Source organism: Paramagnetospirillum kuznetsovii, assembly GCF_003284725.1.
In the GTDB taxonomy this organism is placed as follows: Bacteria; Pseudomonadota; Alphaproteobacteria; order Rhodospirillales; family Magnetospirillaceae; genus Phaeospirillum; species Phaeospirillum kuznetsovii.
This window is the reverse complement of record NZ_PGTO01000004.1, coordinates 264,274-284,201: the sequence shown is the minus strand read 5'-3', so window position 1 is coordinate 284,201 and position 19,928 is coordinate 264,274. Positions and strand designations below refer to the sequence as shown.

18 protein-coding genes and 1 tRNA gene are annotated in these 19,928 nt (G+C 63.0%); 16 read left to right on the top strand and 3 right to left on the bottom strand.

Features of this window, described 5'->3' with window-relative positions; all coding sequences use genetic code 11:
- The first annotated feature begins 3 nt into the window (after nt 1–3).
- Nucleotides 4–2,067: a putative bifunctional diguanylate cyclase/phosphodiesterase gene (locus tag CU669_RS08055; protein ID WP_112143460.1), complete on the top strand. Its 2,064-nt coding sequence runs from the start codon at nt 4–6 to the stop codon at nt 2,065–2,067.
- Between the two features lie 190 nt (nt 2,068–2,257).
- Complete coding sequence (locus CU669_RS08050) at nt 2,258–3,811, top strand: glycosyltransferase family 39 protein (protein WP_239988602.1); 1,554 nt, start codon at nt 2,258–2,260, stop codon at nt 3,809–3,811.
- Nucleotides 3,812–3,833: 22 nt separating this feature from the next.
- Here the strand turns inward: CU669_RS08050 and CU669_RS08045 are convergent, their stop codons facing one another.
- Nucleotides 3,834–5,930 (bottom strand): putative bifunctional diguanylate cyclase/phosphodiesterase, encoded by a 2,097-nt coding sequence (locus CU669_RS08045; protein ID WP_112143458.1) that lies wholly within the window; start codon nt 5,928–5,930, stop codon nt 3,834–3,836.
- Nucleotides 5,931–6,044: 114 nt separating this feature from the next.
- A tRNA-Ser gene (locus tag CU669_RS08040) sits at nt 6,045–6,132 on the bottom strand.
- Between the two features lie 49 nt (nt 6,133–6,181).
- On the opposite strand from CU669_RS08040, the gene CU669_RS08035 reads away from it, so the two are divergent.
- From CU669_RS08035 to CU669_RS08025, 3 genes are read left to right on the top strand one after another with little or no spacing between them, the layout of a single operon-like run.
- The gene (locus tag CU669_RS08035; protein ID WP_239988601.1) at nt 6,182–7,237 is read left to right on the top strand and encodes a class I SAM-dependent methyltransferase; all 1,056 of its coding nucleotides are present in this window, start codon (nt 6,182–6,184) and stop codon (nt 7,235–7,237) included.
- Between the two features lie 6 nt (nt 7,238–7,243).
- A complete protein-coding gene (locus CU669_RS08030) occupies nt 7,244–7,957 on the top strand; it encodes a pseudouridine synthase (RefSeq protein ID WP_112143456.1) in 714 nt (237 codons plus the stop codon).
- Nucleotides 7,957–8,277, top strand: a complete 321-nt coding sequence (locus CU669_RS08025; RefSeq protein ID WP_112143454.1) for a hypothetical protein — start codon at nt 7,957–7,959, stop codon at nt 8,275–8,277. Before CU669_RS08030 ends, CU669_RS08025 begins: the two co-directional genes overlap by 1 nt.
- Here CU669_RS08025 and CU669_RS08020 read toward each other — a convergent pair.
- Nucleotides 8,269–9,651 (bottom strand): tetratricopeptide repeat protein, encoded by a 1,383-nt coding sequence (locus CU669_RS08020; protein ID WP_112143452.1) that lies wholly within the window; start codon nt 9,649–9,651, stop codon nt 8,269–8,271. The genes CU669_RS08025 and CU669_RS08020 overlap by 9 nt on opposite strands.
- A gap of 101 nt (nt 9,652–9,752) precedes the next feature.
- On the opposite strand from CU669_RS08020, the gene CU669_RS08015 reads away from it, so the two are divergent.
- From CU669_RS08015 to CU669_RS07965, 11 genes are all read left to right on the top strand, one after another.
- The gene (locus tag CU669_RS08015; protein ID WP_112143450.1) at nt 9,753–10,553 is read left to right on the top strand and encodes a YdcF family protein; all 801 of its coding nucleotides are present in this window, start codon (nt 9,753–9,755) and stop codon (nt 10,551–10,553) included.
- Between the two features lie 376 nt (nt 10,554–10,929).
- Nucleotides 10,930–11,949, top strand: a complete 1,020-nt coding sequence (locus tag CU669_RS08010; RefSeq protein WP_112143448.1) for a lytic murein transglycosylase — start codon at nt 10,930–10,932, stop codon at nt 11,947–11,949.
- 73 nt (nt 11,950–12,022) lie between these two features.
- A complete protein-coding gene (locus tag CU669_RS08005; RefSeq protein ID WP_239988600.1) occupies nt 12,023–12,970 on the top strand; it encodes a septal ring lytic transglycosylase RlpA family protein in 948 nt (315 codons plus the stop codon).
- 38 nt (nt 12,971–13,008) lie between these two features.
- Nucleotides 13,009–14,175, top strand: a complete 1,167-nt coding sequence (locus CU669_RS08000) for a D-alanyl-D-alanine carboxypeptidase family protein (protein WP_112143446.1) — start codon at nt 13,009–13,011, stop codon at nt 14,173–14,175.
- Nucleotides 14,176–14,178: 3 nt separating this feature from the next.
- Entirely contained in the window at nt 14,179–14,823 is a 645-nt protein-coding gene (gene tmk / locus CU669_RS07995; RefSeq protein ID WP_112143444.1) for a dTMP kinase, read from the top strand.
- Nucleotides 14,824–14,944: 121 nt separating this feature from the next.
- Nucleotides 14,945–16,024: a DNA polymerase III subunit delta' gene (locus CU669_RS07990; RefSeq protein WP_112143442.1), complete on the top strand. Its 1,080-nt coding sequence runs from the start codon at nt 14,945–14,947 to the stop codon at nt 16,022–16,024.
- A 37-nt stretch (nt 16,025–16,061) separates the two neighbouring features.
- The gene (gene metG, locus CU669_RS07985) at nt 16,062–17,612 is read left to right on the top strand and encodes a methionine--tRNA ligase (protein WP_112143440.1); all 1,551 of its coding nucleotides are present in this window, start codon (nt 16,062–16,064) and stop codon (nt 17,610–17,612) included.
- Nucleotides 17,613–18,389 carry a TatD family hydrolase gene (locus tag CU669_RS07980; RefSeq protein ID WP_112143438.1) on the top strand — a complete coding sequence of 259 codons (777 nt, stop codon included), beginning with the start codon at nt 17,613–17,615 and terminating at the stop codon, nt 18,387–18,389. It abuts the gene before it with no gap.
- Nucleotides 18,386–19,156: an MBL fold metallo-hydrolase gene (locus tag CU669_RS07975; protein ID WP_112143436.1), complete on the top strand. Its 771-nt coding sequence runs from the start codon at nt 18,386–18,388 to the stop codon at nt 19,154–19,156. Before CU669_RS07980 ends, CU669_RS07975 begins: the two co-directional genes overlap by 4 nt.
- A gap of 247 nt (nt 19,157–19,403) precedes the next feature.
- Complete coding sequence (locus CU669_RS07970) at nt 19,404–19,613, top strand: cold-shock protein (RefSeq protein WP_112143434.1); 210 nt, start codon at nt 19,404–19,406, stop codon at nt 19,611–19,613.
- A gap of 84 nt (nt 19,614–19,697) precedes the next feature.
- Entirely contained in the window at nt 19,698–19,922 is a 225-nt protein-coding gene (locus CU669_RS07965) for a DUF3126 family protein (protein ID WP_112143432.1), read from the top strand.
- Nucleotides 19,923–19,928: the final 6 nt, after the last annotated feature.

The following is a 19,928-nucleotide window of genomic DNA, read 5'->3' as shown; positions in this document are numbered from 1 at the left end:
ATCATGGGAAAACCCCTGCAAGTCCTGCTGGTCGAAGACTCGCCCGACGACGCGGAATTGTTGGAGCTGGAACTGCTGCGGGGCGGCTTCACGCCGTCCGTCCGGCGTGTCGAGACCGCCGACGAGATGAGGGCGGCCCTGGCGTCGCCGACCGTGTGGGATCTTGTCCTCAGCGACTATCATCTTCCGCGATTCAGCGCCGAGGCGTCGTTGGCGACCCTGCAAGAGAGCGGACGCGACATTCCCTTCATCATCATGTCCGGCGTGGTCCGGGCCGAGGACGCGGTGATCCTGCTGAAGCGGGGGGCCCACGATTTTCTCGACAAGGCCAGTTTGGCGCGCCTTGTTCCCGCCATCGAGCGCGAGATTCGCGACTGCCATGAACGAGCGCAGCGCCGCGACGCCGAGGAGCGGGTGCGGGTGCTGTCCCTGGCCATCGAGCAAAGCCCGGTTTCCGTGGTCATTACCGACCGGGAAGGGATCATCGGCTACGTCAATCCTAAATTCGTCAAGGCGACCGGCTATCCCGCCGCCGAGGCCATCGGTCGCCCCATAGACTTCATTCATCGCAAGGATGCCGGCGAGGAAACCTACAAGGCCATGTGGGCCAATATCCGGGCCGGTCAGGAATGGCGGGGCGAATTCTGCAATCAGCGCCGCGACGGCCAATTGTTCTGGGAATACGCCACCTTGTCGCCGCTGGAGGATGGCAATGGAGTCATCACCAATTTCGTGGCGGTCAAGGAGGACATCACGGCGCGCCGCAGCTATGAGGAACGGCTTTTGCGCCAGGCCAATTACGATGATCTGACCGGACTTCCCAATCGACTATTGATGCTCGACCGCTTGGAGCAGGGATTGGCGGTGGCCCATCGTCGGGAAACCATGACGGCTCTGATCTATATCGATCTCGATCGGTTCAAGAACGTCAACGATCTGCTGGGCCATGCCGCCGGTGATCAATTGCTGAAGGATGCCGCCGCCAGATTGACGGAATGCGTGCGGGAGGGCGACACCCTGGCCCGCATGGGCGGTGATGAATTCGTGATCATTCTCCCCGGCGTCGAGGACGGCGTATCCGTCCAGAAAGTGGCCGACCGGGTGGTCGATACCTTCACGCCCCCCTTCGGCATCGCGGGGCAGGACCATTTCGTCTCGGCCAGCATCGGCATCGGCATCTTTCCGGCCGATGGAAACGAGGGGCAGGTGCTGCTGCGCAATGCGGAACTGTCCATGTACAAGGCCAAGGAGCAGGGGCGGGGCCGCTACCAGTTCTTTACCCGCGAGATCAACGAGAAAGCACAGGCGCGCTTGGCCATGGAAAGCCAACTGCGCGGGGCCGCCGGGCGGGGCGAACTTCGGCTGGATTATCAGCCGCTCTACGACTTGCGGACCGATTGTCCGGTGGGAATGGAAGCGCTGGTCCGCTGGCGTCGGCCGCCTGACCTCATCATTCCGCCGGGGAGTTTCATTCCTCTGGCCGAGGAGGTCGGGCTGATCGGCGAAATCGGCGACTGGGTGATCACCACCGCCTGCCAGGAATCCGCCCATCTGTTCTCGCGGCATCCGAAGGGGTTTCGCGTCGCCATCAATGTCTCGCCGCGCCAGTTGCGCGGTGGCGCCTTCGGTGATTGGGTGTGCCGCCAGTTGACGGAGGCAAAGCTGTCGCCGGAACAATTGGAATTGGAAATTACCGAAAGCGTCCTGATGGACGATAGTCCGGAAGTGGGGGAGACCCTGCGGCAACTCTGTGATCTGGGCGTTCGGCTCTCCATCGACGATTTCGGGACCGGTTATTCGTCGTTGGGCTATCTTCAGCGTTATCCCTTCGACACGTTGAAAATCGACCGGTCCTTCGTGGTTGGCGCGGTGCGCGACCCCAACGCGGCTCGGTTGGTGGAGACCATCGTGACCATGGCCCACGGTCTTGGGCTGGAAACCGTGGCCGAAGGTGTTGAAACCGCCGAACAGCTGGATTTCCTGCGGGCCTGCGACTGCGACATCGTCCAAGGGTTTTTGTTGGGACGACCAATGTCATTGACAGATTTGGCAGAACGGCTCGGCTGAAATCTTGGAAAGTCAACAGATTGTGATTTTTAGTCGACTCAGATACAGCCCATCGACGGATTTTCTTTTCATCTTGACCAAATTTGACTATGTTGACCTCGATTGGGCTGCGCCCCATCCGTTTTTCGAATCGCTTGGTAAGTAGAAATTGAATACCCAGGGTGGATTTCCAGCGATAGTTGCGAGGGGGTTGCCGCTGCTTCAGCGAAAGGCGGTTTATGCTCTGGTATTCGTTGTCTACGGCCTCACCTGGACCCTTTTGCCTTCGGCGGCCAATACCAGCCTGGGGCGCGACACCATCCAGATCATTTATTGGGGCCAGGAGTGGCAGGCGGGCTATTTCAAGCATCCGCCGCTGATCGCGTGGCTGACGGAAATCGTCATCTTCCTGTTCGGCCGACATGATGTCGCCATCTATGCCCTCAGCGCGTCCATCATGTTGGCGTCCTTCGCCGCCATCCATCATCTGGCCCGTCGCTATGTTTGCCCCGATGCCGCCCTGATCTCGGTGGTGGCGCTGCCCGCCTTCGGCTTTTACAGCTTCATCGTTCCCCATTTCGACCACAACATCATTCTGATGCTGCCGTGGTGCCTGACCATCCTGTTCGGCTATCTGGCCGTCGAGGAGCGTCGGGCCTGGGCTTGGCCGCTGCTGGGCCTTTCCATCGGCATCGGCATTTTGTCCAAATACACCATTCTGATCCTGCCGTTCCTGTTCCTGATCCATGTCGTGTGGACGCCGCGTCACCGGGCCTTGCTGCTGATGCCGCGCGCATGGCTTGCGGTTGGGCTGTGTTTTCTGGTCGCCGCTCCCCATATCTATTGGGTCGTTGCCAATGATCTGGCGCCACTGCGCTATTTCCGCGACGGTGCCGGTCTTGCCGATGCCGCCAGCAGCTTTTTCTCGCGGCATATTCTCAATCCATTGGATGCCCTGAGCGGCATGGTCGGCATGTCCGTCTCCGCGATGATCGTCATGCTCGGCGCCCTTGGGCTGCCGAAGTTGCGCCGACGCGCCATGTCCAGTCAGGACGGCTTCTTGTTGCTGGCGACCTTCGGTCCCGTCGGGCTGGTACTGCTGCTCTCGGCCGTGACGGGGGGCGAGATGCGGCTGGAATGGGCGACGACGTTCTTTCTGACCTTGCCGCTGGTTCTGATGCGCTGGGTTTATTCCGCGCCGGGGCATATGCAGGTGGGCCGGTTTCTCGCGTGGTCCAGTGGGTTGGCGGTCGCCATGGCAACCACCTACCTGTTGATCTTCATCGGGGTCACGCCTGTGGTCGAGGAATCAAAGTGGGCGCGCTTCCCCGCCAAGCTTCTCGCCGCCAAGGTGACCGATGCCTGGGCGCAGGTCTGCGATGGGCCGGTTCCGGTCCTGGTGGGGGATAGCTGGCTGGCGGGGACCGCTGCCTATAAATCGGCGGATCGGCCACGGGTTTACACGGAAGCCGATCCCTATATGGCCCCGTGGCTATCCGACGCCAAGGTGCGGGCCAGCGGCGCGGTCATCGTGTGGGATATGGATCTTAGCGGTCGTTACCGCGATATCGACCATCAGGATCCGCCCAAGGCCGGTGAGCCCATGGACTGGTTTCCCGGAATTGCCGCCATGGAGCAGCGTTTCGGCCCCATCACCACTCTGCCAGAGGTTGTTCTCGGCTATCATGGTCCGGTCTTCCAGGATCCGGTCCGTCTCGGTCTGGCGGTTATTCCGCCGGAGAAGGGCTGTCACTCGAAGCGCTAACGGTCGGCATGACGGCCTTGCGTCACGGCCCAAAGCTCTCCAGCACGTCGATCCCGGTTTCCAGCAATCGGGCGAATTGCTCGCCGTCCAGCGGACGACTGAACAGAAACCCCTGCATGGCTGTACACCCGCGTTCCCGGAGGAATCTCGCCTGGGCCGGAGTCTCGACGCCCTCGGCAATGACGGCGAAGCCCAGATTTTCCGCCAGCGCGATAATCGAGGAAATAATGGCGCCATCCTTGACGTCGTCGGGAAGGTCATCCACGAAGGTTCGATCGATCTTCAAGGTCGAGACCGGAAACAGCTTGAGATAGGCCAAGGAGGAATAGCCGGTGCCAAAATCGTCCAGGGACACCTTGACTCCCATGGCGGTCAGTTGCCCCAAAATCTCGATGGCGCGGTCCACGTCGCTGGCCATCATGGTTTCGGTGATCTCCAATTCCAGCATGGTCGGGTCCAAGCCGGACGTGTCCAAACCGGCCCTGACCTTATCCGTCAGGCGTCCATCATGGAACTGGGCGGGGGAAATGTTGACACTGATGGCAGGAAGATCGAGACCGCGTTCTCGCCAACGGCCGATTTGCGAGCAGGCTTCGCTGAGAACCCAATCATCGATGGCCCCGATCAGGCCGGCCCTCTCGGCGACAGGAATGAAGACCGCGGGAGACACCGCTCCCCGTTCGGGGTGACGCCAACGGATGAGCGCCTCCGCGCCGATGATGCGACGCTGGCCCACATCGACCTTGGGCTGATAGGCCAGTTGAAACTGCTTCGTGGCCAAGGCGTGGCGCAGATCGTTCTCTAAATTGACGCGGTCTGCCGCTTGACGGTCCATGTCGATGTCGAAGAAGGAAAAATGAAGGCCGTTGCGCTTGGCGTGGTACATGGCGGCATCGGCGCGTGACAGCAGTGTCTCGGCTGTGTCGGCGTCGTCGGGGTACAAAGCCACCCCGATGCTGCTCGACGAATAGAGTTCCAATTCATTGATGGTGAAGGGCTCGGTGAACGCATAGGTCACCTTGTTGACGCAGACCTCGGCGGTGCCGCGATCGGCGACGCTGGGCAAGACGATGACGAATTCGTCGCCGCCCAGGCGGCCGATGATATCGCTGGCCCGAACACAAGCCTTCAGCCGCCGGGCCACCTGACGCAACAGATCGTCGCCCACGCCATGGCCGAAGCTGTCGTTGATATCCTTGAAACGGTTGACATCCAGATAGAGAACCGCGAGCCGCTGACCGTTGCGTTCAGCGCGAATCATGGATTCTGCAAGGCTCTCCATGACCGTGCGGCGGTTGACAAGCTTGGTCAGGCTGTCATGGCAGGCGTGAAATTTGATGCGCTGCTCGTCGCGTCGGCGGCTGGTGATGTCGCGCAGCAGCAAGACGAAGCGGTCGGCCTTGCTGTCTTCGCCGGGGATGGCGGACATGGCGAGCGCGGCCGGGAATGGGTCGGAATCCTTACGGCTAATCCAGGTTTCTCCCGACCACAGGCCGCCGCTTGCCGCCAATCGCCAGATCTCTGCGATCTCGGCAAAGCCGATCATTTCGGTTGCGAAAATATCGCAGGGCTTGGCGACCACCTCGGCGGCGGTCCAATCGGTCATGCGTTCGAAAGCCGCGTTGACGGCCAGGATGTTCTGATTGGAATCGGTGACGACGATGGCTTCGCCGACGGTCTCGAACACGGCGGCCGCCAACCGCAGGGATTCTTCCGAGCGTTTGCGCTCGCTGATGTCTTGGACGGTTCCCTCGTAACAGACGACCTGGCCTGCGGAATTCCTGACCGCGCGGGCATTTTCCGAGATCCAGATGATCCGGCGATCCTTGTTGTAAACCCGCGCCTCGAAATTGCGCACCACCGAATCACGCTCGAGGACTTCCTTGAAAAGAGCGCGGTCAACCGAGTTGACGTAAAGGTCGCGAGCGATATCCGTCAGACCGGCGATCAGTTCTTCTGGGCTGTCATAGCCGTAGATGCGGGCCAGGGCGGGATTGGCGTCGAGATAGCGGCCGTCGGGCGTGGTTCGATAGATCCCTTCGACGGCATTCTCGAACAGCGACCGATAGCCGCCGAAATCGCTTTCATTCACCGCTGTGGTCGGGATGCACGTATCCATGAGCCTCCAGCCCTTGGAAAAATTCCAATTTGGACCCTGCCACCGAGGTCAATCCCTCCGCAAGCCTTTCCGGCGCATGGCTCATCGCCGAAAAGGCCGACAAAGCACGGGCTATGGCGGATGGGGTAGGATTCGAACCCACGGAGGCTTGCGCCCCTCCGGTTTTCAAGACCGGTGCAATAGACCACTCTGCCACCCATCCATGGGGTTCTTTTAGTCCAGACCAAGGCAATTGGCTAGAGTGAACGGGCGTGTTACACCCTGCCGCCATGGATCAGCCTGAACACATCAAAGCCCTGCTGCTGCCGTTCGATAAGGGGCTGCTGCCCTTGCCGGAGCGCGCTTTTCTCATGCGCGCCGAAAGCGGCGACGGGCTCGGCCCGGAATGGCGGGGGCGGTTGCTCTGCGAACAAAGCTTCAAACCCGCCGCCGATGCGCTGAGCAAGGCCGGGTTCCGGGTCGCCCAACGCCTGGACGGCGCCTTTCCCATGGGATTGTGCCTGATCACCAAACACAAGGCGGAGACCCTGGCCAATATCGCCCGTGCCTGGACGCTGCTGGAGCCGGGCGGCGTGTTGGTGTGCTGCGGCGCCAAGGCGTTGGGAGGCGCCAGCATCGAACGCGAGGTCGAGCGTGTCTTCGGTCTCGACGGCCAGATGTCCAAGCATCAGGCCCGAGTCTTCTGGTTCCATCGTGACGGAGACATGCCGCCGATTCTGACCGAGTGGCTGGCGGCGGGCGGCGCAATGGCGGTGGGAGACAGCGGATTCGTGGCCCGTTCCGGCTGTTTCAGCTCGGGCCATGTGGATCGCGGCTCGGCGGTTTTGGCGGAGTGCTTCCCCGAGGGTATGGCCGGGAGGGTGGCCGATTTGGGGGCGGGCTGGGGCTATCTGTCGGTGGACCTGTTGCGGCGCTTCCCCGCCGTCACCGGAATCGACCTTTACGAGGCCGAGGCGCTCGCCCTTGAGGATGCGGGAACCAATATGGCCGCGCTGGCCCCCGCCGACGCTGACAAGGCCAGTTTCCATTGGCTGGATGTCTGCGCCGGTCTGCCCGAGGTGGCGCCCTATGACTGGATCATCGCCAATCCGCCGTTCCATGAAGGCCGCAAGGCCGATCCCGCCATGGGCAAAGCCTTCATCACCAGCGCCTGGCGATCCATTCGGCGGCGTGGCAAATTCCTGCTGGTCGCCAACCAGACGCTGCCTTACGAGGCGGACCTGCGGCGCCGCTTCCGCGAGGTGACCCTGCTGACCCAGAAGGACGGGTTCAAGGTCTATCTGTCGAGCAACCGTCATGACCGGTGAGCCATCATGCGGCTGGTAAGGCTGATCGCCAATCTCGGCTATGGCAGCCAGAAAGAGGTGCGTCGCATGGTCCGCGACGGAAGGCTGACCGATGCCGAGGGCAATGTTCTCAAGGACGACGCCCGTGTGGACCATGCCCTCATTCGGCTGGACGGCGAGGCGTTGGACCCGCCGGGTGGGCTGGTCCTGATGCTGAACAAGCCCGACGGCTTCACCTGTTCCACCTCCGACCCCGGCCGGGTGGTTTACGAACTGCTGCCGCCGCGCTTTGCCCACCGCACGCCGCTGGTCGCGCCGGTCGGGCGATTGGATCGCGACAGCACCGGCTTGTTGCTGATGACCGATGACGGGGCGCTGTCGCACCGGATCACCGCGCCACGCTCCCACGTTCCCAAGACTTACCAAGTTGCCCTGGCTCGGCCGTTGAGTGGCGAGGAGGCGGCGATCTTCGCCGCCGGAACCTTGATGCTCCGCTCCGAGACCACGCCACTGGCGCCAGCGAAACTGGTGGAAATCGGACCGCAAAGCGCTCATATCACCATCGTCGAGGGACGATACCATCAGGTCAAGCGCATGTTCGCCGCCGTTGGCAACCATGTGGAGGGACTGCGGCGGGTCGCCATCGGCGGTTTGGGGCTCGGCGATTTGGCCCCGGGCGAGTGGCGATTGCTCACACCGGCGGAGATCGCCGCCATATTTGCAGGAAGCGAGACAGCGTGATGGCCAAGGGCACCGATCTTGACGAGGACGATAAGATTCGGGTGCTCAAGGCGCTGGCATTCCGAATCCACCGCAAGCTGCCCGCGGACGAGGCCATGGCCGAGGTGCTGGACCAGGAATCCAAGGGCGGCCGCAACCGCGCCTTCCGCCCCGCCAAGGAAGCCCTCGATGCCGATGGCTTCTTGGCCGCCATGCTGGCCGTTGGCCTGTTGGGCGAGGAAGCGGCATCCGTCATGGCGGTGGTGGTCGATGCCCATGACCATCGCCTGCTGTCCAGTGCCTTGACCAAACTGGCCGAGCATTTGGAAAGCCTATTGTAACGCCATCGCCACGCGGTCCAGCACCGAGTCCCAATCCTGGCGGCGGCTTTGCCGGAACAGGCGTAGACTCGGATACCATGGGCTGTCGTCGCGGCTTTGCTGCCAGCGCCAGTCGGGCGCGTAGGGCAACAGCGCCCAGGCGGGACGTCCCAGGGCGCCCGCCAGATGCAGGACCGCCGTGTCCACCGAGATCAACAGATCCATTTCGAGCAAGGCGCCAGCGGTGTCGGCGAAATCCCCAATAGGGCCCGGCAAGTTCCGTAAGCCGGGCAGGTCCGGCGCCTGCCCCAGTTGGAAGCAATAGAACGCCACGTCGGGAATTGTCAGCAGGCCCCGCAAGGCATCGGGCGGCAGCGACCGGTTGTGGTCGTCCTTGTGGGTCGGGCTTCCCGCCCAGACCAGGGCGACGCGGCGTCCGGACGGTTCGCCAAACCGCCCGGTCCAGTCCTTTCCCGCGCCAAGATAGGGACCGGCGGCAAAGGGCTCGGCCTCCATCAGCAGGGGCAGGCTCATGAGCGGAGCCTGAAGCTCGAAGGGGGGGAGGGGATCGCCGCGCGCCGCCACCGTCACACCGGCAAGACCGCGGCACAGCCGTTCCAGCGGCGGCTGGACCTCCAGCACCACCTGGACACCGCGCTTGGCCAGCATGGACGCATGGCGGCAGAATTGAATGGTGTCGCCCAATCCCTGTTCCGCCCAGACCAGGATCGTCCTTCCGGCAATATCCTCGCCCATCCAGCGGGGATATTGCTGGTGACGCTTATGGGCGATTCCGGCGGCGAAGCGGTATTCGTGTTCGCGCCATCCGCGCTGGAAATCTCCCGCTTCCAGCAGGGCCTGGGCGAAACCATAGCGGATCAAGGGATTGGCCGGGGCCAGGGTCGTCGCCCGCTCGTAAGCCGCCAGGGATTCGGTTAGCCGCCCCAGCGCCCGCAAGGTCATGCCGAGATTGTTGAAGGCCCCCGCATGATTGGGGTTGAGCGCGACGGCGCGGCCATACCCCTCCGCCGCCCGGTCCAGGGCGCCGTCTTCCTGGGCGGCGCAGGCCCGGTTGTAATGGGCTTCCGCATTGGCCGGGTCCAGCACCAGAGCCGCGTCCAGCGCCGCGATCGCATCTCGCCGCTGTCCCAGGGCGAGCAAGGCGGCCCCCAGATTGCCGAAGGCGGCAACGTAATCCGGCTTCAATTCAACGGCGCGACGAAAGCAGGCAACCGCGTCCGCCGGGCGCGCCTGTTGCTGGAGGGCGATGCCGAGGGCGTTATGCGCTTCCGCGAAGCCGGGATGGGCCGCGATGATGCGACGATATTCGGCCTCGGCCTCGGCGACGAGGCCGCGCCGATGGCGTTCGATGGCGGCGGCGAGAAGGGCTTCCATGCGGTCTTGACCATCAAGGGCGACGTTATACTGGACTTAGCATATGATGGCGCCCGGCGGCCAATCCAGCCTTTGCGAAACCAACCCATGGCGGAGTGGGGATGTTCATCCTGTCCAAACTGGTCGGCGTCCTGACCGATCCGTTCACCCTGTTCTATCTCGCCGTCGGCATGGGCGGTCTGCTGTTGCTGATTCGGCGGGCGCGCGTTTGGGGACGTCGACTGCTGGTGGGAAGCTTCGCGGTGGTCACCGCCCTCGCGGTGTTTCCGGTGGAGCAGCCGATGGTGGAGGCCTGGGAGAACCGGTTTCCCCCGCCGCGCCCGCTGCCCGATCATGTGGACGGCATCATCGTGCTGGGTGGCGGCCTCAATCCGGCCATCAGCGCCGCCCGGGGGCAGCCTTCCATCAACAGCGCCGCCGCCCGCATGACCGCGCTGATTCCACTGGCGAAGCGCTATCCCGATGCCCGGCTGATCTTCACCGGCGGCTCGGGATCCGTCCTTGAGCAGGAGTTTAAGGAAGCATCATACGTCAAGGAATTTTATGAACAAATCGGCTTTGATGCCGGGCGGGTGATCTTCGAAAGTCAATCACGCAATACCCGAGAGAACGCGGTTTTCAGCAAGGAGATCGCCGCCCCGAAGCCGGGCGAGACCTGGCTGCTGATTACCTCGGCCTTTCATATGGCCCGCTCGGTGGGCTGCTTCCGCGCCGTCGGCTGGCCGGTGGTCGCCTATCCGGTGGATTACCGAACCACCGGCAGGGGCGAGGTCGCATGGTCCGATCTGCGGTTCAGCATCGTCGCCGGTTTGGGCGGTATGCAGACCCTGGCCCACGAGGCCATGGGGCTGATCGGGTACCGGCTGTCCGGCTGGACAGACGAACTCCTGCCCCATCCATGAGCAGGGTAATAGCGTGAAGTGGCTACTCCTTCACGTCTCTCGTCATCCCCGCGAAAGCGGGGATCCATGGTGGAAATGAAGAGTCTGTCCTACCCAACGCCACGCCGGTTGCGGCATGGATTCCCGCTTTCGCGGGAATGACGACCTTGTTTATGCGGCTTACCGCCACCAAGCGATCATGCCCCATCCGTAGTTTCTTTCGCCCCTCAATCGCCGGGCGGAATTCTCCGAATTCCTTGGCTCCCGCGCCACGAGGCGCGTCGGCCCTTGGCCGCAACTCCTCGCCATTGGCTCGTCGGGATGAGGCAGCGGTTGCCCTGACAGGGCGGAATGTGGCACAACTTTCCCAGCGAACACCATATTTGGGGCATTGGCCATGGCTGGGGTGACGAAATCTTGGGCGTTGGTCGGTTTGGCGGCCTGCTGTCTGGTCTTGTCCGGTTGCGCTGCTTCCGCCGAGGAGCCGACGGCGGCGGCGCAGACCGATGCCGCCAATGACGGTTTCTCCGCCTTCCTGACCGGCGTTCGCGCCGAGGCCCTGGACAAGGGCCTGCGCGCCGAGACGCTGGACGCCGCCCTGAGCGGGGTTCAGCACATCGACCGCGTCATCGAGCTGGACCGTAAGCAGCCCGAATTCACCCTCAGCTTCGACGAGTATCTGGGGCGCATCGTCACCCCGTCGCGGGTGGAGGAGGGACGGCGCAAGCTGGCGGAGAACCGCGCCCTGTTGACCGAGATCGAACAACGCTTCGGGGTGCAGCCGCGTTTCGTGGTGGCGCTGTGGGGCATCGAGACCGGGTTCGGCAAGAATACCGGCGGCATGTCGGTCATTTCCTCGCTGGCGACCCTGGCTTATGACGGGCGGCGCACGAAATTTTTCCGTGGCGAGCTGATGAACGCACTGACCATTCTCGATCAGGGTCATATCGCGCCGTCGGCCATGATCGGATCCTGGGCGGGCGCCATGGGGCAATGCCAGTTCATGCCCTCCACCTTCCTGAAATTCGCGGTGGATTGGGACGGCGACGGCAAGCGCAACATCTGGACCAATCGCGCCGACGCCCTGGCCTCGGCGGCCAATTACCTGTCCTCGGAAGGTTGGCGCGGCGACCAGACCTGGGGACGCTCGGTAAAGCTGCCCAAGGGGTTCGACGCCAAGCTGGTCGGCCTCGACACCCGCAAGTCGCTGGCGGAATGGAATGCCCTCGGCGTCAAGGGGAACGACGGCAAGCCGCTGCCGGTCAAGGATCTGTCGGGCTCCATCGTTCTGGCGGAAGCGGGGAAGGGGCCGCCTTTCCTGGTCTACGACAATTTCCGTACCATCATGAAATGGAACAGGTCCACCTTCTTCGCCCTGGCGGTCGGCCATCTTGCGGACCGCATCGGCGGCAAGTAGACTACATGTTCGGTGGTTGAGCCATGGAGACGACTAGATGATGGGAATGGCGTCGCGGGGGGGCCGATTGGCCATGCTGCTGCTAAGCGGTACCATGCTGGCCGGTTGTTCCGAGCTCAATCTGTTCGCCCATGGCGCCAAGTCGGCCATGGGAGGTGAGTCGCCACCGCCCTCGGCCTCGGCTTCCTCCAACTACAAGGTCGGCAAGCCCTATCAGGTGGCGGGGATATGGTATTACCCCCAGGAAGACTTTGCCTATGACGAGACCGGTATCGCGTCCTGGTATGGCCCCGATTTCCACGCCAAGCTGACCGCCAATGGCGAGACCTTCGATCAGAACGCGGTGTCGGCCGCCCACAAGACCTTGCAGATGCCCAGCGTCGCCCGCGTCACCAATCTGGAGAACGGACGGTCCATCATCGTCCGCATCAATGATCGCGGCCCTTTCGTCAACGGCCGCATTCTGGATCTGTCGCGTCGTTCGGCCCAATTGCTGGGCATGGAGGGCAAGGGTACCGCCAAGGTCCGGGTCCAGATCCTGAGCGAGGAAAGCCGCGCCCTGGCAGGCAAGATAAAGCCGGATGCCGCGGGCAACGAGCCGAAAGTCGCCCAGGCGGCTCCACGCGGCTCGGTCCAGGCCGAAAGCCTGCCGCCGCCTCCCGGCGCCAAGTCCCAGACCTCGACGCCCGAACTGGCCTCCTCTGATCCGGGCAAGCCGCAGCGTGGGCTGACGGTGGAGGCGGTGGAACGCGAGCTGGCGGCGCAAGAGATCAAATCGGTTCCCGTGCGCACCACCCATCTCTATGTCCAGGCCGGTTCATTTTCGCGCCACGACAACGCCAACCGGCTGGCCGCCCGTCTGACCTCGGTCGGCAAGGCGCAGGTGAGCCAGGCCAATGTGCAAGGCAAGCCGGTCTTCCGCGTCCGACTTGGACCGCTGCAAAGCGTCGAGGACGCCGACCGCATGCTCGATGCGGTCATGGCGGCCGGAACCCAAGACGCCCGCGTGGTGGTCGATTGAAGTTTATTCCTTTCAACTTAAGCAGGTCGAAGACGTTGATGATCTCCAAGATTCTCCATCGTTCCACTGTGGCAGCCGTTATCGCCGTCGCGCTCGGCCTCGGCCAGCCCGTTCTGGCGCAGACGATCGAGACCGCCGCCAAACAGGCCGTCATCATCGATTTCGCCAGCGGCGCGGTGCTGATGGAGAAGAATGCCGACGAGCTGATGGTGCCGAGCTCCATGAGCAAGCTGATGACCGTTTACATGGTCTTCGACAAGCTCAAGTCCGGCGCTTGGAAGCCAGGCGACCGACTGCCGGTCAGCGAAACCGCCTGGAAGAAGCACTACAAGTCCGGCGGTTCGTTGATGTTCCTGCCCATCAATTCCACCGCCTCGGTGGACGAATTGCTGAAAGGGGTGGTGATCCAGTCGGGCAACGACGCTTGCTCGGTGCTGGCCGAAGCCCATTCCGGCAGCGAGGAAGCCTTTGCCGAGGAAGAGACCCGCAAGTCGCGCCAATTGGGCCTGACCAAGAGCGTCTTCAAGAATGCCAGCGGCTGGCCCGAGCCCGGCCACGTGATGACCGCCCGCGATCTGTCGGTGCTGGCGCGCCACCTGATCGGTGATTTTCCTGACTATTACCCGCTGTTCAGCCAGATGGAATTCACCTTCAACGGCATCAAGCAGGGCAACCGCAACCCGCTGCTCTACAATACGCCCGGCGCCGATGGCCTCAAGACCGGCCATACCGAGGAGGCTGGCTATGGCCTGACCGCCTCCATCAAGCGGGGCGCCCGGCGCATCATCATCGTGTTGAACGGCATGTCCTCCATGAAGGAGCGGGGCGAGGAAGCCCAACGGCTGGCCGAATGGGCGTTCCGCGAGTGGGAGACCTATCCGCTGTTCAAGGCGGGCGAGGTGGTGGTTCCCGATGCCGAGGTCTGGCTGGGCGAGGCCGAGACCGTGGCGCTGGCCGCCAAGGGCGACCTGGAAGTCTCCATGCAACGGCGTAACCGCCTCGACATGAAGGTCTCCACCGTGTTCACCGGTCCGTTGCCCGCCCCCATCAAGGCGGGCGCCGAATTGGGCAAGATCGTGGTGACCGCGCCGGGCATGGCCCCGGTGGAAATGCCACTGGTCGCCGTCGGCAATGTGGAAAAGCTGGGCTTTGGCGGTCGCGTTTCCGCCGCCATCCGCCGCATCATCTGGGGAGCGAAGAAGTAGCCCATGAGCAGCGGACCGGCACGGGGACGGTTCATCACCTTCGAAGGCGGCGAGGGGACGGGCAAGTCCACTCAACTGCGTCTGTTGGCCGACTCCTTGCGCGAGGACGGCCTGATGGTGGTGACCACCCGTGAACCCGGCGGCTCGGTTGGGGCGGAGGCGATCCGCGCCTTGCTGGTTTCGGGCGAGGTGGAGCGCTGGGATGGGGTGACCGAGGCGCTGCTGCACTTCGCGGCGCGGCGCGATCATCTGGTCAGGACCATCTGGCCCGCCTTGGAGCGCGGCCATTGGGTGATCTCGGACCGTTTCGCCGATTCCACCTTGGCCTATCAGGGCTTCGGCCACGGTCTCGACCCCGATGTGATCGCCAGCCTGTACCGGGTGGCGGTGGGACATTTCGCCCCTGACCTGACCCTGGTGCTGGACATGCCGGTGGAGAAGGGGCTGGAACGGGCGGGGATTCGCGGCGGCGGCGAGGATCGCTACGAACGCATGGGGCTCGGCTTTCACCAGCGCCTGCGCCAGGGCTTCCTCGGCATCGCGGCGAGCAATCCCATGCGCTGCGCCGTCATCGACGCCGCCCGCACCCAGGCGGAGGTCCATAAGGACATTCTGGCGACGGTTAGAGCCCGGCTTCCAACACCATGAAAATGGCCACAGATGAACACAGATCCTCGCTTCGCGGGACACAGATCACAAATCCATCTGTGTCTATCTGTGTTCATCCGTGGCTGAAATCCGGGCGCAGAAACCCCTTCAGGCGCCTGTTATGACGGACACGCCGCATCCCCGCGATACCGCCGAACTGTTCGGCCACGGCCCGGCCGAGAAGGCGCTGCTGGATGCCTGGAACTCGGGCAAGCTGGCCCATGCCTGGCTGTTCTGCGGCCCCAAGGGCATCGGCAAGGCGACGCTGGCCTACCGTTTCGCCCGTTTCGTGCTGGCCGGTGGCGGTGAGGGTGGGGGCCTGTTCGGCGGTCCGCCGGACAGCCTGGAGATCGGGCGTTCCCACCCGGTGGTGCACCAGGTGTCCTCGCAGGGCCATCGCGACCTGAAAGTGGTGGAGCGCGGCTGGACCGACGACAAGAAAGCCAAGCTGCGCTCCGAGATCGTCATCGACGACGTGCGCAAGATCAACGATCTGTTCCACCAGACCGCCGACGCCAACTGGCGCATGGTGATCATCGATTCCGCCGACGAGATGAACCGCAACGCCGCCAACGCGGTGCTGAAGGTTCTGGAAGAGCCGCCGCGTAACGCCTTGATCATATTGATTTCCCACTCTCCCAGCCGGTTGCTGCCCACCATCCGGTCGCGCTGTCGCCGCCTGCTGATGCAGCCCCTGGCGGAAACCGCCGTCACCGACCTGCTGGTGCATCATCGTCCCGAGATGGCGCAGGCGGATGTGGCGGCGCTGGCCCGGCTGGCCGAGGGCAGCATCGGCAAGGCGCTGGCCCTGGCCGATGAAGGCGGGTTAGAGTTGTATCGCGAGGTCGTGGGCCTGTTGAACGGCTTGCCGCGACTGGATATTCCCGCCCTGCATGCCTTTGGCGACCGGGTGGCGCGGCCGGAAAACGATGCTTCGTTCCGCACCGTCGCCGAACTGTTGGTGTGGTGGCTTGCCCGTCTGGTCCGCGCCGGTGGCCGCCAGGGCAGGGGGATGACCGAGGTGGTGCCGGGCGAGGCGGCCCTGATCGGGCGCCTGTTGACGGCGGCCAGCCTTGAACATTGGCTGGAGGTGTGGGAAAAGATCAGCACCCTGTTCGCCCGCGCCGAGGCGGTCCACCTGGACCGCAAGCAGGCGGTGCTCGGCGCTTTCCTGTCGGTGGAGAGGCTGGCCCGCCGCTGATCCGCGAGGCACAGGCAAGACCAACAAGGAGCACGCCATGAGCGGAGCCAACACCTTCTTCGTCACCACGCCCATCTATTACGTCAACGACAAGCCCCATATCGGCCACGCCTATACGACGCTGGCCTGCGATGTGCTGGCCCGCTTCAAGCGGCTGGACGGCTTCGACGTCAAATTCCTCACCGGCACTGACGAGCATGGCCAGAAAGTGGAGAAGTCCGCCGAAACAGCGGGGATGACGCCGCTGGTGCTGGCCGATCAGAATTCGGGCAATTTCCGCGAACTGGCCCGCATCCTGGGCTGCACCAACGACGATTTCATCCGCACCACCGAGCCCCGCCACCTGGCCGCCTGTCAGGCGCTGTGGAACAAGCTGGTGGAGAAGGGCGACATCTATCTTGGCGCCTATGAGGGCTGGTATTCGGTGCGCGACGAGGCCTTCTACGCCGAGGACGAGTTGATCAAGGGGCCGGGCGAGACCAAGCTGGCGCCGACCGGGGCGCCGGTGGAATGGGTCAAGGAGCCCAGCTACTTCTTCCGCCTGTCTGCCTGGCAGGACCGCCTTTTGAAATGGTACGAGGACAATCCCGATTGCGTCGGCCCCAATTCGCGCCGCAACGAGGTGATGAGCTTCGTCAAGGGTGGCCTGCAAGACCTGTCGGTGTCGCGCACCAGCTTCAAATGGGGCATTCCGGTGCCCGGCGACGACGCCCACATCATGTATGTGTGGCTTGACGCCCTGACCAACTACATCACCGCGCTGGGCTATCCCGACACTTCGGGGGACTTCGCACGCTATTGGCCCAACGTCATCCATATGGTGGGCAAGGACATCGTCCGCTTCCACGCCGTCTACTGGCCCGCCTTCCTGATGGCCGCCGATCTGCCTCCGCCCAAGCGGGTGTTCGCCCATGGCTGGTGGACCAACGAGGGCCAGAAGATTTCCAAGTCCCTGGGCAATGTCATCGACCCGCTGAGCCTGATCGAGACCTACGGCCTGGATCAGGTGCGCTATTTCCTGCTGCGCGAAGTGCCATTCGGCAATGACGGCGATTTCAGCCATCGCGCCATGATCGGCCGCATGAACAGCGAACTGGCCAACGATTACGGCAATCTGGTCCAGCGGGTTCTGTCCATGATCGGCAAGAATTGCGGCGGTGTGGTGCCGGAACGCGGCCCCGCCACCGATGACGACCGCGAGATGCTGGACCCCGCCTACGGCCTGCTGGACAAGCTGCGCGCCGCCATGGATCGCCAGCTCTACCACGATGCCATCGAGGCCGTCTGGGTGGTGGTGCGTGCCGCCAACGGCTATGTGGACAAGCAGGCGCCGTGGGCGCTGAAGAAGACCGATCCCGCCCGCATGGGCACGGTGCTGTGGACCCTGGCCGAGACCATCCGCTGTCTCGCCTTGCTGACCCAGCCCTTCATGCCCACATCATCGGCACGGATCCTTGAGCAACTGGCGGTTCCCGACAACCAGCGCAGCTTCGCCAGCTTCGGTCCGGTCGGTGCCTTGGGAAGCGGAACGGCCTTGCCGTCGCCGCAGGGAGTGTTTCCGCGTTTCGTCGAAGAGAGTCCCGCCTAAATGCTGGTCGACAGCCACTGCCACCTTGATTTTCCCGATTTCGCCGATGATCTCGACGGCGTGGTGGGACGCGCCGAACAGGCGGGGGTTGGGGTATTGCTGTCCATCGGCACCCATATCACCCGGCATGAGCAGGTTCTGACGGTGGCCGAGCGCTTTTCCAACGTCTACTGCACCGTCGGCGTCCACCCACACGAGGCGGGCGTGGCGCCTTTCGCCGATGTGGAAACCCTGGTGCGCTTGGCGTCACACCCCAAGGTCGTGGGGCTGGGCGAGACTGGGCTGGACTATTTCTATGATAAGAGCCCACGCGACCGCCAGCGTGACTCCTTCCGTATTCATATCGAGGCGGCCCGCCGGACCGGCTTGCCGGTCATCGTCCATACCCGCGACGCCGACGACGATACCGCTTCCATTTTGACGGAAGAGATGGGGAAGGGGGCCTTCACCGGCCTGGTGCACTGCTTCAGTTCTGGCCTGCAATTCGCTGATATCGCGGTGAAATTAGGCATGTTCATCTCCGCATCCGGCATCATGACCTTCAAGACCGCCGATGCGTTGCGCGAGACACTGGCCGGGGTTCCGTTGGATCGGCTGCTGGTGGAGACCGACGCGCCCTATCTGGCGCCCATTCCGTTTCGGGGCAAGCGCAACGAGCCCGCCTATGTGGCCCATACGGCCGCGCGACTGGCCGCCGTCAAGAATGTGCCCCTGGGTGAATTGGAACGCGCCACCACCGCCAATTTCCACCGCCTGTTCAGTAAGGTGCCTCGGTGAAGGTGACCATCCTGGGATGCGGCGGAGCCTCTGGGGTTCCCGGCATTTCCATGGGATGGGGCGCCTGCGATCCCAATGAGCCGCGCAATCAGCGGCGGCGGTCCTCCATTTTGGTGGAGGACGGCGATACCCGCATTCTGGTGGATTCCACGCCCGACCTTCGCGACCAGCTACTTGATGCCGGAATACGCATCATCGATGGCCTGATTTATACCCATGATCATGCCGACCATCTGCACGGCATCGATGATCTGCGCGAAATCAACCGCGTGACGCGGCAATGGCTGCCGGTTTGGGCCAAGGCGGAAGTTCTGGAAACGGCGCGTCAGCGGTTCGGCTACGCCTTTGAACCCATGGAAAGCATCGGCGAAATCGTCTATCGGCCGCTCCTGACCGCCAATGTGATCGATGGAGCGTTTCGTATCGGCGATATCCCCGTGGTGCCGTTCGATCAGGATCACGGCTATTCCCGAACCCTCGGCCTGCGATTCGGCAATTTCGCCTACAGCACCGATGTGGTCGAAATTCCAGAAGAGTCCTTTAAGAGTCTGGAAGGCGTCGAAGTATGGGTGATCGGCTGTCTGGTGGACTATCCGCACGCCACCCATGCCCATGTGGAAAAAGCATTGGAGTGGATCGAAAGAGTAAGGCCGCGCCGGGCGATCCTTACCCATATGGGAACCCGTTTGGATTATCAGACATTGTGCCGGACACTGCCGCCGTGGGTGGAGCCGGCCTATGACGGCATGATTATCGAGGTTTCCTAACAGGTTATGGCTTGTCGCCATAATATACATTATGCGACATTCGGGTGCAAGGGTGTTCGGAAGAACTAGGGCAAGCATTCGCGCCATCCTGCTAAGCGGCGCCCCGCCTCTTCTTTTGCTTGCCTTTGGCGACAGAACAGACGACAGTGCCTCGATCAAACCTGCCTTTCGAAACGACCAGAATCGCTCGGCACTTGATGCTCGGTGTGCTTGTACGCCGGGCTTTGCTCATGATTGGAGACATCAAATGCCGAACGGCACTGTCAAATGGTTCAACAGCACCAAGGGTTACGGCTTCATCGCTCCCGATAACGGCGGCGCCGACGTTTTCGTCCACATCTCCGCCGTCGAGCGCGCTGGGATGAGCGGCTTGAAGGACGGCCAGAAGGTGTCGTTCGAAGAAGAGCGTGACCCGCGCAAGGGCAAGACCTCCGCGGTCAATCTGAAGGCGCTCTAAGGCGTCTGTGACGTCGGCGGCAGTCATGCCGCCGACGTCTCTCTATCCCAACTCCCCGTTTCCATCGTCTGTTCCGGTGCACATATGACCCCCATTGAAATTGCCAGGGTCGAGGCCTATCTGCGGGCCACCTTCGGCAACGCCAAAATCAAGATCGAAGCGCCGAAGAAGCGTGGCGCCCCCATCGAGGTTTCCATCGCCGGCGAGTTCATTGGCGTGCTTCATCGCGACGATGACGAAGGCGAAGTGTCCTATTCGCTGAATATCAGTATTCTCGAAGAAGACCTGCCCACCATCGCCACCAAATAGGCTGCC